Genomic DNA, 14941 nt, shown 5'->3' with positions numbered 1-14941 from the left:
ATTGCTTTCACATTTTCATGCAGCCACAGTCGGACGCCATTCTTAACTAAGAAAGGCGCCCTTTTAGTGTTTTTACCCTCATTTTTTAGCTTTCATAAATCAACCTGATAGAAAGAAGGTACATTTATTATATTTTTTATATAAGTGGCTAACCATAGTTGTGAGTGTTTATATTTAATGCTTTGGAGGGAGACGATTATGAAAGCTGTAACCTATCAAGGACCAAATCGTGTCGAGGTTAAACAAGTGGAGGATGCCAAACTAGAGAAAAAAGATGATGTTATTGTAAGGATTACTTCAACGGCAATTTGCGGATCTGATTTGCATCTATACCAAGGGAATTTTCCGTTGCCTCCAGGATATGTTATCGGTCATGAACCCATGGGTATTGTAGAAGAAGTAGGGCCAGAAGTGACGAAGGTAAAAAAAGGGGATCGGGTCGTTATCCCTTTTACTGTGGCATGTGGTCACTGCTTTTATTGCCAGCATGAGATGGAAAGTCAGTGTGATCATGCTAATCCTCATTATGATTCAGGAGGGTATTTTGGTTATTCCGAGAAGTTTGGGAACCATCCAGGTGGACAGGCTGAGTACCTAAAAGTTCCGTTTGGAAACTTTACCCCTTTTGTAATCCCAGAATCATGTGAACTAGAGGATGAATCCCTTCTCTTTTTATCCGATGTTCTCCCTACTGCTTATTGGAGTGTAGTAAATGCAGGCGTAAAATCAGGCGACACTGTTATTGTGCTAGGCTGTGGACCTGTTGGCTTAATGGCGCAAAAATTTGCTTGGATGAAAGGCGCCAAACGTGTGATTGCAATTGATTATTTGGATTATCGGATCAATCATGCTAAAAAGATGAATAAAGTTGAGGTATTTGAATTCACAAAATTCCCCGATATGGGTGAACATTTAAAAGAGATTACTCATGGAGGGGCAGACATAGTCATCGATTGTGTAGGCATGGACGGAAAGAAATCACCTCTAGAGTTTCTCGAACAAAAATTAAAGCTGCAAGGCGGAACACTTGGCCCTATTCAAATATCTACAAAAGCTGTGCGAAAATACGGAACAGTACAAATGACTGGTGCTTACGGTGGTAATTATAATGCGTTTCCATTAGGCGCGTTTTGGGTTAGAAATATTACTCTTAAGATGGGGCAGGCCCCAGTCATTCACTTTATGCCAGAACTGTTTGAAAAAATATCGAATAATGAGTTCGATCCGAGGGATATTATCACACACAAAATGCCCCTTAAAGAAGCAAGTCATGGTTATCAAATTTTTAATAAGCGCGAGGACGATTGTATAAAAGTCGTTTTGAAACCATAAACATTAATTTTCAGCTACACACCTATTATTGAATTGAAAAATTAAGATTATAGCGGAGTAATACTACTATAGGAAGTAGGGAATATTTATGGAAAAGAACGATATGAGAGACACGATGGAAAACAAGTTCATGCCTATGACATCCCTTAGAAATGGTGTGGGGCAGGAGCTGATGAATGATCTGTATTGTTATACGAATCAGATTGTAAATGTATGTTTTGTAGGGAGTCCTGAAAAAACTAATGAATGGGTTTTAATTGATACAGGAATGCCTGAATCCGCTAACCATATTATAGATGCAGCAAAAGAACGATTTGGTGAGAATAATAATCCGAAAGCGATTGTACTAACACATGGACATTTTGATCATGTTGGTGCAGTGGTGGACTTAGTTCAGAAATGGGAAGTACCAGTATATGCTCATGAGATAGAATTGCCCTATTTAACTGGGAAATCACGTTATCCAGAACCTGATGGGTCAGTTGAAGGAGGACTGATTGCGAAAATATCGCCACTGTTTCCGAATGAACCTGTTGATTTAGGAAACCACGTAGAGGCTCTTCCTTCTGATGGGAGCATTCCCAATATGCCTGGTTGGCGATGGATACATACGCCAGGGCATTCACCTGGCCATATATCGCTGTTCCGAGAAAAGGACCGCTCCCTTATTGTAGGGGATGCTTTTGTTACGGTGAAACAAGAGTCGCTGTTCAATGTGTTTACCCAAGAACTAGAAATCAGTGGCCCGCCGAGATATTTAACCACAGATTGGAATGCAGCAAAAGAATCCGTTATAAGGTTAGAAACATTAAAACCTAAAATTGCAATTACAGGGCATGGACAACCCGTTTCCGGTGAGGAACTTTCAAAAGGGCTAAAAAAATTGGTGAAGGAATTTGACCAAATTGCCATCCCAGATTATGGACGTTATATTAATTAAAAACACAGAGAACTCAGATTATGAACTGCCCCCTATCAAGTAGACAGTGGAAATAATAAAAATGATTTAAGCGGCTTTAGCTCTATATTCCATAGGGCTGAGGCCGTTTAGTCGTTTTTGTAATCGATCATGATTATAAAATTGTATGTACTCATTCACCGCAAGACAAAGTTCTTCAAACGTATCATACTTATGTAAATCATACTTTTCACATTTGAGGGTACCCCAAAAAGATTCCATCGGCCCATTATCAATGCACCTTCCGACACGCGACATGCTTTGCGTCATTCTTGCTTTATCTATCCTGCGTTTAAATCCATGAGATGTATACTGGAAGCCTCGATCACTATGAATAAGAGGGTGATCCCCTGGTGAAACAGCTAGTGCTTGATCAAGTGTATCGAACACAAGCTGATTATTGTTGGAGTGCCGCAAAACGTAACTGACAATCGAACCGTCATAAAGGTCAAGAATGGCACTCAAATAAGCTTTTTTTGATGTGCCATACTTAAATTCCATGACATCCGTTACCCATTTTTCATTCGGTTTATCGGCTGTAAATTCTCTGTTTAATACATTTTCTGCAACATGTTGTGGGCTGGGGTGGACATAACGCTTTTTCTTTTTGCGAATCACAGATTGTAATCCAGAGATCTTCATCAATCGATAAATTCGCTTGTGATTGAAGTTCTGACCCAACTTTCGATTCATGTTTAACATCATACGACGGTAACCGTAGATTCCCTCAACCTTCTCATAAAGAGACTTCATCTCAGTTATTATTTCTTCATTCTGTATTTCTCGGGCAGAAGGCATATGATTCAACCATTTATAGTAAGCAGATCGGGCAATTAAGTAGGGCTATGGCTAGTTTTTCTTTTTTGTGGAGCTCTTGTATGGCACATATTTATCTTTAAAACGAACTTGGTTTAATACCTCCTCCTTTCGAGTTCCTCTAACTTTTTTAAGAATGCATTCTCTGCTCGTAGACGCTCATTCTCTTTTTCTATCCTTTTCATCTCAAGTTTGATTTTTTCCTCTGGCGAAAGTTCTGTTTCTACTTTAATCTTGCCACGGTTGTCTCTAAGCGCTTCTTCTCCGCCATCTATATATTTCTTTACCCACTGATAGACTTGTTGGTACGAAACTTCATAGATTTCCGCAGTCTTTTGATAATTTTTCTCATTCTCCAAACACTAGAACACAATTTGTTTCCGTTCTTCCCACGTGGTTTTTCTTCCTTTAGTCATAAAGTTTGCCCATCCTTTCGAAGTTCCAGTTAATTCTTTATGACCAGTATAATGTTTTATCCATCTTCTCAACACAGATGTAGAAGAAATATCATATTTTTGAACGACCTCTCGTAGTGAATAATGACCAGAGAGATGGTCTTTTATTGCCAGTAATTTAAGATCCTTCGAATATCCCTTCCAACCTTCCGATTTTCCCAATCCCTGAATCCCATATTGTTCAAATTTTCTCTTCCAATCTTTAATGGAACTCCAATTGACATGATACTTTGAAGAAATCTCATTTAATGAAAATTCCCCCTTTTCATAAGCCAGTAAGATTTTATATTTTTCTTCTTTGGAATATCTTTTATTAGACACAAAAAACTCCCCTTCAGGTAGACAGATTTTATTTTTTAATCTGTCTACCTAAAGGGGAGCATATCAATCTCACAACAGAGCTTTTCAAAGGTCAAGACATATAACTAAACTATAGCTCTATAAATCTATAAAAAAAGTTCATGTTTATTTAAAGATAACAGCCATCATTTCGTCTATCGTCATGCCACTATCTACTTCATAAGTACCTGGACGTAACTTGTTAGATAAGCCACGCTTTTCCACTTCTTTCGAGAAATCAATCTCAGGACCAATGCTTTTTGTTGATTTAAGGATCTTTTCAATATCAATGCTAGTCATCCCTTTAGATACTGACAAAATTGTACGATACACGACCTTTTCCTTGGTTGTTTCTGCCTCAGTTGGTTCTTCTTTTGTCTGCTCTTTAGGTGTTTCGTTGGCAGTAATTTGCTTTTTCCACTCTTCTTCTGTTTGAACGATATAGCCATCAGCGGTTAATGAGTTGATCATTTCGTCTTCTGATGGTATTTTAGCAGATTGTACATTGTTCGAACCAAGGAAGTACACAATCCCGCATATACTGGTTGAAAGTATAAGCCCACCGGCAAAGCTACGCATTAATTGTGCTTTCATCGACAACATCGCTCCTCTCATCCTTTGATTTTATGTAGGGAGCTAGTAATCTTTTAATCTCATTCTCATTCAGTTGGCTTTTTTCGGCAATGCTTTCCAATGAATATCCGCGCCTATGTAAGTCGATAACCTCACGCAATACAAGTCGCTGTTTTGAAGCTCCTGTTTTTTGAGCAATTATTTCAGTATCTATCTCGACGTTTTGAACTTTCTGTTGTAACTGATTTAATTCTTTCAAAAGTGAAATTGTAAATTGTTCCATTTTTTGTTCTGCCTCTTGTTCCGCTTGCTTTGATTTAATAAACGACAAGATAAGTAGAACAACTGCTGCCCCAAATAAAAGGGCTAACGTCCATACCATCATTATGTGACACTCCTTAACTAGAATCTATTTTTCTGCATTGTCTTATTATACATCGCTATAAATAACAATTCGAATTTATAGTAGAAAATAAAGTAATAGTCATGAAAAAAGTGGTTAGTTGACGCTAGTCCATTCTATAAAATTCTAAAATTGGTTGTTTAATAGAAATAAAGGGATGCTGGAACATGGGAAGCAGGGAACGCCCTTACTATTTTTTTCAATTAAATCGGTTCTACAAAGTAACCTTTAAGTAGCAATGATGTCGTCTAAAAACAAATGTATTAAAGCTTTGCACCCACATTCAAACCGAATAAAAATAAAAATAATTTTCTTCTCTTTTAAAACCAATTTTTTCGTACAGGCTTTGTGCGGGAATATTTTCTACATTCGTCTCAAGTAAAACTCCTTTTGAACCTGTTTCCTTAGCGAAGTTAATTGCTTCTTTTAATAATCTTTCACCAAACCCTTTTTTTCTCGCAGTTTTTTTCACATATAAATCGTTTAACACCCATGACTTTTTCATACTTAATGAAGAAAATGATGGATATAACTGAACAAAACCAATCGGATGATTCTCATCAAATGCTATAAAAACGACGGATTCTTCGTTCATTAATCTTGCTTTTAAAAACTCCTTTGCCCCTTCAATATTAGACTTTTGATCATAGAACTCTCTGTATAAATCAAACAGTTCTGTTAGCGGATCAAGCTCATTTAATGTTGCTTTTTTAATGCACATGTATGGTTCCCCCTAATATCGTTATAAGAGTAATCTTAATTTACAAATGATTCAAAAACAATGGAATAGTAAGAAAAATGTCAATGATGCACGCTATCATTCTAGTTGTTTCCGTTTACATAGACGATGTTTCCGTTTTTAACGGCTTTGTCAAAAGGGCTTCCATACACGATAATAAAAGCATACCATATAAGAAAGGGGATCATTTAAATGAAAAAATATGTAAAATCAGTAACAGATGCAATGAAGGTTTATGGGGAAAAATATACTAAAGTTTGGAATTACGGCGTGAAAATGGACGAAGAAAAGAAAAAGAAATAAAACGTAATTAGAAAAAATCACATTCATAAAAAGACTAATAAAGTAAGGATGGATACAGTGAATTTATCTGGCCCAAATTATCAAACTACTTCATATGATTAACCGATTCTCAATAATAAAATTGAGAATCTTTTTTTATGCCACAAAACACTGGCCTTCATAAATGCATAAACAAATAACATTACTTGTATATCGAGTAAATAGCTCCGATTTTAAGTTTGATTATATAAAGGTAATGATTACCAAACTTACATTTTTAGTTTAAGGACTACCAATACAGGATATTTAAGTAATGTAAGCAAGATAAAAATCTATTATAGGAGTGATTAATATGGCTAACAACGATAACAAAATGAGTCTAGAAGAAGCTGGTCGTAAAGGTGGAGAAGCAACTTCAAAAAATCACGACAAAGATTTTTACCAAGAGATCGGACAAAAGGGTGGAGAAGCCACTGCAAAAATTCATGATAAAGAATTCTACCAAGAGATCGGACAAAAGGGCGGAGAAACGACCGCTGAAAATCATGATAAAGAATTCTATCAAGAAATCGGAGAAAAAGGCGGAGAAGCGACTGCAAAAAATCATGATAAAGAATTCTATCAAGAAATCGGCCAAAAAGGTGGAGAAACCACTTCGAAAAATCACGACAAAGATTTTTACCAAGAGATTGGACAAAAGGGTGGAGAAGCAAGAGCTAAACAACGTGATGATGACAATGATGATCGCAAAATGAGTCAAGAAGAAGCAGGTCGCAAAGGCGGAGAAGCCAATAGAAATAACAAATAATTTGTTTATAGACTGAGGAGTTGTCTACTGAGATGACTCCTCAGTCTTTTTTACTTTGTCATTTTTCTCGTTCTCGACCAACCAGTCGGGTTAAACCGATGTTGTTTAGACCGTATATAATGGCATATATACTAAAAGTGAAAACGATAATACACCAAGGTGTTTTTTTAGAATATCACTTGAAAATATTTTCAAATAAGCGCATCGCATCGCCATCCCGAAAGAACAACTGCTAGCGTCCCTACTATTTATTGTGAGTTAACTACTTTTCCTATTAATTTGACATATATAATTACTTGCAGTCTCTAGTGCATCATGCGGATTTCAAGAATAGAAAGAATAGACATAGGTGACAGTTCAAGTTCCTATACATATCATTCCTATTTATATTAGAAATTTTTAATTTCTTTATTATTCTAACTTAACTATTTTGGAAGGGTAAATTAAGAAATATGGAGTATTATTGGATTTGTAAGAAGGACATGGGGTGTGCTTTGCGACTTACTAAAATAGACAATCTAATTGCAGGTATACTTTTTTATTATAGAAAGTACTCCCAAATCCTGCTCCGCACGCCACCGTTGTGACTAGGTGAGCGTTACGTGCTACAGAATTAATCCGTCATGTTAAATAGTCGCGTTTTAACGCCATTCATGTCACGAAGGAAGCAAGACATGCTATAAAATGAGGAGGGAAATTAAATGATTGGAACAAAATTATTAGCATCAGTATTAGCTTTAGGAGTTGTCGGTGGAGGAGCTATTGGAACACATGCAATTCAATCCGCGGCACCATTAAATCAACCCAATTCATCTGTAAATCAAGAGGAAACATCAACAGTAGAGAAGCAAGATCCAAGTGAACTGGCAAGATTACAAAAAGAAGCTACTATCACTCAAGCTGAAGCAACAAACACAGTTTTGGGGCAATATCAAGGTGGCACAATAAATGAAGTCGAATTAGAAGATGAAGATGGTTCGGTTGTATATGGTTTTGATATCGTTTCAAAAGATGGGAAAAATCATGATATAAAAGTGGATGCGAAAACTGGTGAAATTACAAAAGCCGATTATGACAATGAAAACGAAGCCGTTGATACTGATAAAGAAATCAACGATGATAACGAAGCCGAAAATAACTAAAGTCTAAGGTTAGTTTTCAAAGAGTTTATTATAAATATTTGTCTTTCATAATTGCTCATAGAACTCCCTTTTACCATCAGTAAAAGGGAGTTAATAATTTCATTTAGTTGAAACAGTCTCCAATTACTTAAGGGAAGAAAGAGATGATTATATGAATTTCGAATTATTTAAAAGCATCCATAATCTATCTGGCCATAGTCATGCATTGGATAATTTTATGGTCTTTATAACGGATAAAGCTATTTACATTTTTGCGTTGGCACTATTGGTTCTATGGATATTTGGTGGAAAGCCTATGAAACGTGCAGTATTATATGCTGGTGGAACAGGAGTTGTTGCGTTAGTCACCAATTTTCTGATTGCTCAATTTTACTATGAGCCACGACCATTTGTCACACATCACATTCATACCTTGATTCACCATGCAAATGATTCTTCATTTCCAAGTGATCATTCAACAGGTGCTTTTACGATTGCAATAGCTATGTGGTTTCGATATAAAAAAATCGGTATACCCATGTTTATTTTAGCCTTATTAACAGGTTTTTCCCGCATTTGGGCGGGACTTCATTATCCGTTTGACGTAGTAGGCAGTTTCTGTGTGGCAATTATCGTCTCTTATGTGATTGTAAAATTATCAAGATGGTTTGATCCATTTGTGAACTGGATTATTACTACCTATGATTCGATTTTTGACAAAAGAAGCAAATCTAATAAATCTTCGCGAATTTAAAGCTTCTCTTGGGTGTGTGCTATCTGCAAATTAGGGTGTCAGGGGTGACACGGAATCTTTTGTGTAAGATGTATTAAAAAATTCTAATGTTATTCTAATTATCATCTTACGAGCCCTTCATCCTGCTTTTAATTCTCTAGGGTAAGATTCATACTGTAGTAAATAATGAATAATAAAATGAAGAATGTATTCTTTATTCTTTCCAACATTAGTAGCTCATGTTGTAATCGGGGGAAGTTATAGTATTGTTGCCACTGCCCAAACAAAACGCTTGCTGTTGAAACAGAAGTAAACGACACTTAAGAACAAATTGCACTTTCCAGAAACAAGTAATGATTAGCGAAAAAGAAGTGAGTAAAACAGCTAAGTACCCGTAACTGTTCAAAAGGTTGAATTGGAAAAGGAAGATCGTACAGTTGTTTACGGAATCGAAATCGAAGCAAAAGACGGAAGTGAACAAACTGCGCAAGTGTATGCAAAAACAAGCAAGATTATAAAAGTAGAAAAGGAAGAAAAATGAAAGGAGTAGACGACAAAGAGTAATATGAACAATAGGTATCCGAAATTGATATACGTAAATCGCGACACCTTTCAAATTGAAAAATCCCACAGGAGACCAATTATGAAAAAAATCCTTATTATTGAAGATGAAGTGAATTTATCGAATTTTATTCGGTTAGAGCTAGAGTATGAAAAACATGAAGTCTACGTTGCATTTGATGGAAGAGATGGTTTGGCAAAAGCTTTGAATGAAGACATCGACCTTATATTATTAGACTTAATGCTGCCGGGTTTAAACGGGATTGAAGTATGCAGAAGAATTCGAGGTTCTAAAAATACCCCGATAATTATGATTACCGCAAGAGACAGTGTATTAGATCGTATTTCCGGGTTGGATAGTGGTGCTGACGATTATATATCAAAACCTTTTCAAATTGAGGAGCTTTTGGCAAGAATGCGAGCGATATTCAGAAGAGTTGAGAACGGAAACCAAAGTACCCACAAGTTAACCTATAAGGATCTTGAGATGGATTTAGAAGCAAGGATTTTGAAACGAGACCATGAAATCATTGAGTTGACAAAAAAAGAATTTAATTTACTTAAACTGTTAATGAAAAACGTAAACCGAGTGTTGACAAGGGAAGTCCTTTTAGAAGAAGTGTGGGGATATGATGCATTGATTGAAACTAATATCGTTGATGTATACATCAGCTATCTGAGAGCTAAAGTGGATCGGGCTGATCAAGCCTCGTACATCCAAACCGTAAGAGGGACTGGCTACGTAATAAGAAATTAAGGTGGACGATAGTAGATGTTGAACAAGTTATCTATAAAATGGAAAATGACCATTTTATCAGCCATTGTAATTTTTTTGATATTTATGATCTGTAATCTTCTTCAACTGATTCTAATCCAAACCTTTACCTCAAAACAAGAAGAAGAGACATTAATGAAACGTTCGGATGAGATTCAAGCTTTTTTATCCGAACAAGCCGAGCACGTGGATGGCGAAGGAAAACAGATGGTGATGTCGGAAAAATTTCTTAAAAATATTGTAGAGAATAATGAAATGATTCGAATCCTTGATCATAAAGGACATGAGGTATTTAATATTTCTGATAATTTTCCTGATATTCAAAACGAAGTGCAATCAATAAATCCAGGCTTTTCTCGTGTAAAAGTAAATGGAGAGAGTGTGCTTGTGTACAAGAAGTCATTAAACGTTGGATCGTTTAATGGGGCTATGGAAATAGGATCTGATGTGGAGATGTTTGAAGATTTCTTGGAGAAGGTTATCTGGACATTAATGTTAGGTACGCTGCTTTCTTTAGCATTAAGTTTTGTAAGTGGTCGAATACTCGCTGGGAAATTATTATCGCCGCTTCGAGTGCTTACTGGGACGATGAGAAAAATTGAAGATCGCCAAATTGAAGAACGTGTGCCAGTAATCGAAACAAAGGATGAATTTTCACAGCTTAGTATCATTTTTAATAGCATGATGGATAAAATTGAAGCATCTATGTTACAACAAAAAAAGTTTGTTGAAGATGCATCGCATGAGCTTCGAACTCCTTTAGCGATCATTCATGGTCACCTTTCTCTGTTGAAAAGATGGGGGAAAGATAACAAAGAAGTATTAGAGAGCTCATTAAACACAAGTATAAATGAAACGAACCGGATGATCGAATTGACTAACGAACTTCTATGGCTTACGCAAATCGAGAACCGTAGAGAAAAACATGATATTTTAAGATCGTACAATGTTTTAGAATCTATAAATGAAGTTATTAGCAATTACAGGCTTATTCATTCAGATTTAAAAATAATCACGGAAAATTATGCAAACAATGATATCAGATTACAGATGCCTGAAGAACAATTAAAACAACTACTAATCATTATAATGGATAATGCAATGAAATATAGTGGAGAAAAGAAAGTGATTACGATAAAAATCCATGATATGAACGAGAAATTTAAAATTGATATTCAAGACAAAGGGTATGGTATCAGCAATGAAGATTTGCCTTTTATCTTTGATCGTTTTTATCGAGTAGATAGGGCTCGCAATCGTGAAAGCGGAGGCAGCGGGCTAGGTCTTGCAATTGCCAAAGAATTAATTGAAGAATATAAGGGGAGTATACGGGCTGAAAGTGTGCTTGGAGAAGGTACGACGATCAGTTTGATCATCCCGTACTACCGATCTTAAATAAAGGAAAGTTAAAGATATGTCCCAAAAACAAAAGAAAATTCGAGGAGTTTTCAGCATGAAATACAAAAGGTATCTGTTGAGTGCTTTTCTAGTAGGATTGGTTTCTCTTATCGGTTTTAGTTTAATGGCGCTTCTAATTAGCGGTCCAAGGATCATTCGATTTGATCAAACCGTTATTTCTTTGATTCAGGGTTTTGAATCACCAAAGCTGACAACTATTATGAAGCTTTTCACGTACATCGGGACGTTTCCTTCTATGTTTGGTATTTGTCTTTTAGTGTCTCTTTTCCTTTATTTTGTATTGAAGCATCGTGCAGAACTCCTTTTGTTTGGTACTGTCATTATCGGGACACCCATCATAAATCATATTTTAAAACGATTCTTTCATCGAGCACGGCCAGATTTACATCGATTGATTGAAATAGGAGGTTATAGCTTTCCAAGCGGTCATGCGATGAATGCGTTTGCTGTATATGGAATTCTTTCGTTCCTATTATGGCGCTATATACCTACCCGTTTGGGACGGAGCGCTCTGATTATGATTAGCAGTATATTTATTTTTATGATTGGTACTAGTCGGATCTATCTAGGTGTACACTATCCGAGCGATATTATGGGAGGGTATTTCGCCAGCGGCTTTTGGCTTGCCACCTCTATTTGGTTTTTTCAGAGATACAAAGAGAAGCAATTTGAAAGAATACATTTCTCTAAGAACAAAGGTTAATTTGTTGACGAGATTTTAAACAATATGGAAAGGTGTTTTTTTTAGAATATCTTTACAGAACGAGGAGCGTTAAAATGGAAAATTGGATAACCGAAGTCATGAATACGTATGGATATTTAGGAATCCTTCTCTTGATTGCTTTAGAAAATATTTTCCCACCTATTCCATCTGAGGTGATTTTAACATTTGGAGGCTTTATGACCACCACATCAACTATGAGTATTTTCGGTGTGATTGCCGTTTCAACGATTGGCTCAGTAGTCGGTGCGATTGTTCTTTACGGTATTGGTTTACTTATTGACGTAAATCGATTGGAAAAAGTCGTTGATAAGTGGGGACATATTTTGCGCTTAACCTCAAAAGACATTAATAAAGCGAATGCCTGGTTTCATAAATTCGGAGTTTGGGCAGTATTCCTTGGTAGACTTGTTCCGTTAGTTAGAAGTTTAATTTCTATCCCAGCTGGTATGGCTCATATGAACTTTGGGGTATTTTTACTGTTTACTACAGTCGGTTCCTTAATTTGGAATAGTATTTTAGTATGTGTTGGAGCGGCAGTGGGGGATTCATGGAGTACGATTGTCGGGTATATGGATACGTATTCTAATGTGGTCTTACTCCTTTTGGTTGTGCTTTTTGTAGTATTTATTTTACTATTTATTAAAAATAGAAAGAAAAAAAATAAATAGGTACGGTAAGTTAGGCAAAAAAATCATAGTGTTGATAAGAATTTTCCCCCGTTCGTTATGCTCGAAAAATTATTTACGAACGTTTGTTTATCAAGGATAATATTAATATTGGTCTTTTAGACTTTTTTGAAAAATACAAGATGAACATTTTTTAGTTAGGGAAAATTTTAGTACTTTTTTATCCTTTAATAATCAAAGAGGGGTGCATTTATATGAAAGAAAGTAAGCACGAAAAAAAGCAATCATGGGTAACGGGAGGCGTTCCGAAAGTTGCTTGTCATAACATAGAGATTAATTATGTCGAACAGCAGCATTCTTATAAGTAGGTAATCGTGAAGATACATTAGATGTGGTTTAGGGAACTGTGTATAAAGCACCTTTAGCAATAGCTGATTTAAAACATGTACAATTTTTCATAACATAGATGACAAAAATAATCATTCTTTGTGCTTATGATATTTTTAGAAAAAATAAGAGGGAAAAAACGGGTGAAATGATTATTGAGTTCACACATACATCTCAGTGTATTAGGTTTTGTTGGGTCCAATAAGGGGGATTACTCCTTGTTGCTACCAGTAAGGTGGTTTATATAAACTAGCTTGTTATATTCTTCACTGAAATGGGCAATATAATTGGAGAATCGGAACGATTGTTTGCGTGCAGATGAGCTTCCTTCTTGAAGATTTTGTTTCAACTCCAATTTTGGTAGAGTTCTTAAGTATTTAATCGAATTTTCATTAAATTTTCATTTAAATACTGTATGATGATTTTCATTATAGAATATTAAAGCAAGACGTTTCGCTAAATGATTACCGCTTTTAAGTAAGAAGGAGATGAATTCTTTGGCAAAAACCCCATCTATTTCTGATGAAGTTGTGGCCTCCCCTTCAAGAGGCCAGCAAATGTTGAGCAAAGTACCGGAAGTCACGATTTTCTTTTGGATTATCAAGATTATGGCAACTACAGTAGGTGAGACGGCTGCAGACTTCCTAAACTTTAACCTGCACTGGGGATTGACTAACACAACCTTTCTCATGGCTTTTCTCTTTCTTATCACGCTATTCTTTCAGTTCAAGGCGAAGAAGTATGTGCCAGGGATCTACTGGCTCGCAGTCGTGCTTATAAGCGTTGTTGGCACACTAGTCACGGACAATCTCGTGGACAATTATGGGGTCGCGCTGATAACGACCACCATCATCTTCGGCCTCGCGATGCTAGCAACTTTTGCGGTCTGGTTTGCGAGTGAGAAGACTTTGTCTATTCACTCTATCTATACGACAAAGAGGGAAGCGTTCTACTGGTTGGCGATCCTGTTCACCTTTGCCTTGGGGACTGCAGCAGGTGACCTCATAGCAGAGGGGCTCAATTTAGGTTACTGGGTTTCAGCGCTTATGTTCGCTGTAGTAATCGGGGTGGTGACCATTGCCTACTACCTTTTTAAGATGAATGCAGTGCTGGCCTTTTGGATTGCTTACATCTTGACCCGTCCTTTTGGCGCCTCTCTTGGCGACTACTTGTCACAACCTCGCCATGCGGGTGGTCTTGGTCTGGGTACGATGGGAACTAGCGCGATCTTCCTTGTAATCATCTTAATCTTGGTCGTCTACTTGACTAAGACGAGAATAGATGAGAACCCGCACTTGAGCTCAGAAGACTAAAAGTAGAGATGATATTTGGGTAACAGAGAATAAATGGAAAAGATTATGATCTAGCAGATGCGAAAACTAGGGGAATTACAAAAGACGATAATGATAAAGAAGTCAATGACGAGAACCAAGCAGCAAATAGCTAGCCAAAGATTTTATTTATAAATATTTGTCATTCATAATTCTTCATAGAAATCCCTTTTACGGTAAGTAAAGGGGATTTAAATATTCAATTCGCATTTACAATAGTCGATTAGTTTGGGAGGGAGGGCTACCTACTAATGATTGTGCGAGGAGCACAAGTTTACACAAAGTAAACAGATATAATGGTCCAAAACATAAAGTAACAAATCTTTCATTGGAATTGTACGTATTTGCTGTCGAGGTTTAAAAGGGGAATTCCAGAAGATTGGACTTCGGCTGAATTCTATGAATAGCTGGATGAAGGTAAACGCTTTTTGTATGAAGGACATGGGGACGGGGCTTCGCGACTTACAAGTATAGCCAATCTACTTTGCAGATATACTTCCAATATTTAAGAAAGTACTTCAAAATCAGGCACCGCACCGCACCATTGGGATTAGGTGAG

14 protein-coding genes and 1 pseudogene are annotated in these 14941 nt (G+C 36.5%); 11 read left to right on the top strand and 4 right to left on the bottom strand.

Annotation, left to right across the window (positions count from 1 at the left end):
* The first annotated feature begins 198 nt into the window (after positions 1 to 198).
* Together AC1MGI_RS00640 and AC1MGI_RS00635 are read left to right on the top strand one after the other, a co-directional pair.
* Entirely contained in the window at positions 199 to 1332 is a 1134-nt protein-coding gene (locus AC1MGI_RS00640; RefSeq protein WP_480347769.1) for a zinc-dependent alcohol dehydrogenase, read from the top strand.
* Between the two features lie 88 nt (positions 1333 to 1420).
* On the top strand, positions 1421 to 2272 hold the full coding sequence (locus tag AC1MGI_RS00635) for an MBL fold metallo-hydrolase (protein WP_480347767.1): 852 nt from the start codon (positions 1421 to 1423) through the stop codon (positions 2270 to 2272).
* Positions 2273 to 2338: 66 nt separating this feature from the next.
* Here AC1MGI_RS00635 and AC1MGI_RS00630 read toward each other — a convergent pair.
* The 4 genes and pseudogenes from AC1MGI_RS00630 to AC1MGI_RS00615 form a co-directional block, all read right to left on the bottom strand.
* Positions 2339 to 3882, bottom strand: a pseudogene (locus tag AC1MGI_RS00630) (IS3 family transposase).
* A 144-nt stretch (positions 3883 to 4026) separates the two neighbouring features.
* Positions 4027 to 4494, bottom strand: coding sequence for a hypothetical protein (locus AC1MGI_RS00625; protein WP_480347765.1), 468 nt, complete (start codon positions 4492 to 4494; stop codon positions 4027 to 4029).
* Positions 4472 to 4858: a hypothetical protein gene (locus tag AC1MGI_RS00620; RefSeq protein WP_253722323.1), complete on the bottom strand. Its 387-nt coding sequence runs from the start codon at positions 4856 to 4858 to the stop codon at positions 4472 to 4474. The genes AC1MGI_RS00625 and AC1MGI_RS00620 overlap by 23 nt, the downstream gene beginning before the upstream one ends.
* 301 nt (positions 4859 to 5159) lie before the next feature.
* Complete coding sequence (locus tag AC1MGI_RS00615) at positions 5160 to 5597, bottom strand: GNAT family N-acetyltransferase (protein WP_480347763.1); 438 nt, start codon at positions 5595 to 5597, stop codon at positions 5160 to 5162.
* Between the two features lie 652 nt (positions 5598 to 6249).
* On the opposite strand from AC1MGI_RS00615, the gene AC1MGI_RS00610 reads away from it, so the two are divergent.
* From AC1MGI_RS00610 to AC1MGI_RS00570, 9 genes are all read left to right on the top strand, one after another.
* Positions 6250 to 6705: a KGG domain-containing protein gene (locus AC1MGI_RS00610; protein WP_480347761.1), complete on the top strand. Its 456-nt coding sequence runs from the start codon at positions 6250 to 6252 to the stop codon at positions 6703 to 6705.
* A 701-nt stretch (positions 6706 to 7406) separates the two neighbouring features.
* Positions 7407 to 7847 carry a PepSY domain-containing protein gene (locus AC1MGI_RS00605; RefSeq protein ID WP_480347759.1) on the top strand — a complete coding sequence of 147 codons (441 nt, stop codon included), beginning with the start codon at positions 7407 to 7409 and terminating at the stop codon, positions 7845 to 7847.
* Positions 7848 to 7998: 151 nt separating this feature from the next.
* Positions 7999 to 8580: an undecaprenyl-diphosphatase gene (locus AC1MGI_RS00600; RefSeq protein WP_480347757.1), complete on the top strand. Its 582-nt coding sequence runs from the start codon at positions 7999 to 8001 to the stop codon at positions 8578 to 8580.
* A gap of 394 nt (positions 8581 to 8974) precedes the next feature.
* Positions 8975 to 9100, top strand: a complete 126-nt coding sequence (locus AC1MGI_RS00595; RefSeq protein ID WP_480347755.1) for a PepSY domain-containing protein — start codon at positions 8975 to 8977, stop codon at positions 9098 to 9100.
* A gap of 102 nt (positions 9101 to 9202) precedes the next feature.
* Positions 9203 to 9877: a response regulator transcription factor gene (locus tag AC1MGI_RS00590; RefSeq protein ID WP_480347753.1), complete on the top strand. Its 675-nt coding sequence runs from the start codon at positions 9203 to 9205 to the stop codon at positions 9875 to 9877.
* A 15-nt stretch (positions 9878 to 9892) separates the two neighbouring features.
* The gene (locus tag AC1MGI_RS00585) at positions 9893 to 11290 is read left to right on the top strand and encodes a HAMP domain-containing sensor histidine kinase (RefSeq protein ID WP_480347751.1); all 1398 of its coding nucleotides are present in this window, start codon (positions 9893 to 9895) and stop codon (positions 11288 to 11290) included.
* Between the two features lie 58 nt (positions 11291 to 11348).
* On the top strand, positions 11349 to 12017 hold the full coding sequence (locus tag AC1MGI_RS00580; protein WP_480347749.1) for a phosphatase PAP2 family protein: 669 nt from the start codon (positions 11349 to 11351) through the stop codon (positions 12015 to 12017).
* Between the two features lie 74 nt (positions 12018 to 12091).
* On the top strand, positions 12092 to 12706 hold the full coding sequence (locus tag AC1MGI_RS00575) for a DedA family protein (protein ID WP_480347747.1): 615 nt from the start codon (positions 12092 to 12094) through the stop codon (positions 12704 to 12706).
* 902 nt (positions 12707 to 13608) lie between these two features.
* Positions 13609 to 14364, top strand: a complete 756-nt coding sequence (locus AC1MGI_RS00570) for a COG4705 family protein (RefSeq protein ID WP_480349663.1) — start codon at positions 13609 to 13611, stop codon at positions 14362 to 14364.
* The last annotated feature ends 577 nt before the right edge of the window (positions 14365 to 14941 follow it).

This window comes from Peribacillus sp. BM1, assembly GCF_056679975.1.
This window is presented reverse-complemented; position numbering and strand designations above follow the sequence as displayed.

Excerpts from the sequence above, each read along its gene's own strand:
- AC1MGI_RS00570 (WP_480349663.1), top strand. The coding sequence starts at position 13,609 with ATGTTGAGCAAAGTACCGGAAGTCACGATTTTCTTTTGGATTATCAAG.
- AC1MGI_RS00585 (WP_480347751.1), top strand. The coding sequence starts at position 9,893 with ATGTTGAACAAGTTATCTATAAAATGGAAAATGACCATTTTATCAGCC.
- AC1MGI_RS00605 (WP_480347759.1), top strand. The coding sequence starts at position 7,407 with ATGATTGGAACAAAATTATTAGCATCAGTATTAGCTTTAGGAGTTGTC.
- AC1MGI_RS00580 (WP_480347749.1), top strand. The coding sequence starts at position 11,349 with ATGAAATACAAAAGGTATCTGTTGAGTGCTTTTCTAGTAGGATTGGTT.
- AC1MGI_RS00575 (WP_480347747.1), top strand. The coding sequence starts at position 12,092 with ATGGAAAATTGGATAACCGAAGTCATGAATACGTATGGATATTTAGGA.
- AC1MGI_RS00620 (WP_253722323.1), bottom strand. The coding sequence starts at position 4,858 with ATGATGGTATGGACGTTAGCCCTTTTATTTGGGGCAGCAGTTGTTCTA.
- AC1MGI_RS00635 (WP_480347767.1), top strand. The coding sequence starts at position 1,421 with ATGGAAAAGAACGATATGAGAGACACGATGGAAAACAAGTTCATGCCT.
- AC1MGI_RS00640 (WP_480347769.1), top strand. The coding sequence starts at position 199 with ATGAAAGCTGTAACCTATCAAGGACCAAATCGTGTCGAGGTTAAACAA.
- AC1MGI_RS00600 (WP_480347757.1), top strand. The coding sequence starts at position 7,999 with ATGAATTTCGAATTATTTAAAAGCATCCATAATCTATCTGGCCATAGT.
- AC1MGI_RS00625 (WP_480347765.1), bottom strand. The coding sequence starts at position 4,494 with ATGAAAGCACAATTAATGCGTAGCTTTGCCGGTGGGCTTATACTTTCA.
- AC1MGI_RS00590 (WP_480347753.1), top strand. The coding sequence starts at position 9,203 with ATGAAAAAAATCCTTATTATTGAAGATGAAGTGAATTTATCGAATTTT.
- AC1MGI_RS00610 (WP_480347761.1), top strand. The coding sequence starts at position 6,250 with ATGGCTAACAACGATAACAAAATGAGTCTAGAAGAAGCTGGTCGTAAA.
- AC1MGI_RS00615 (WP_480347763.1), bottom strand. The coding sequence starts at position 5,597 with ATGTGCATTAAAAAAGCAACATTAAATGAGCTTGATCCGCTAACAGAA.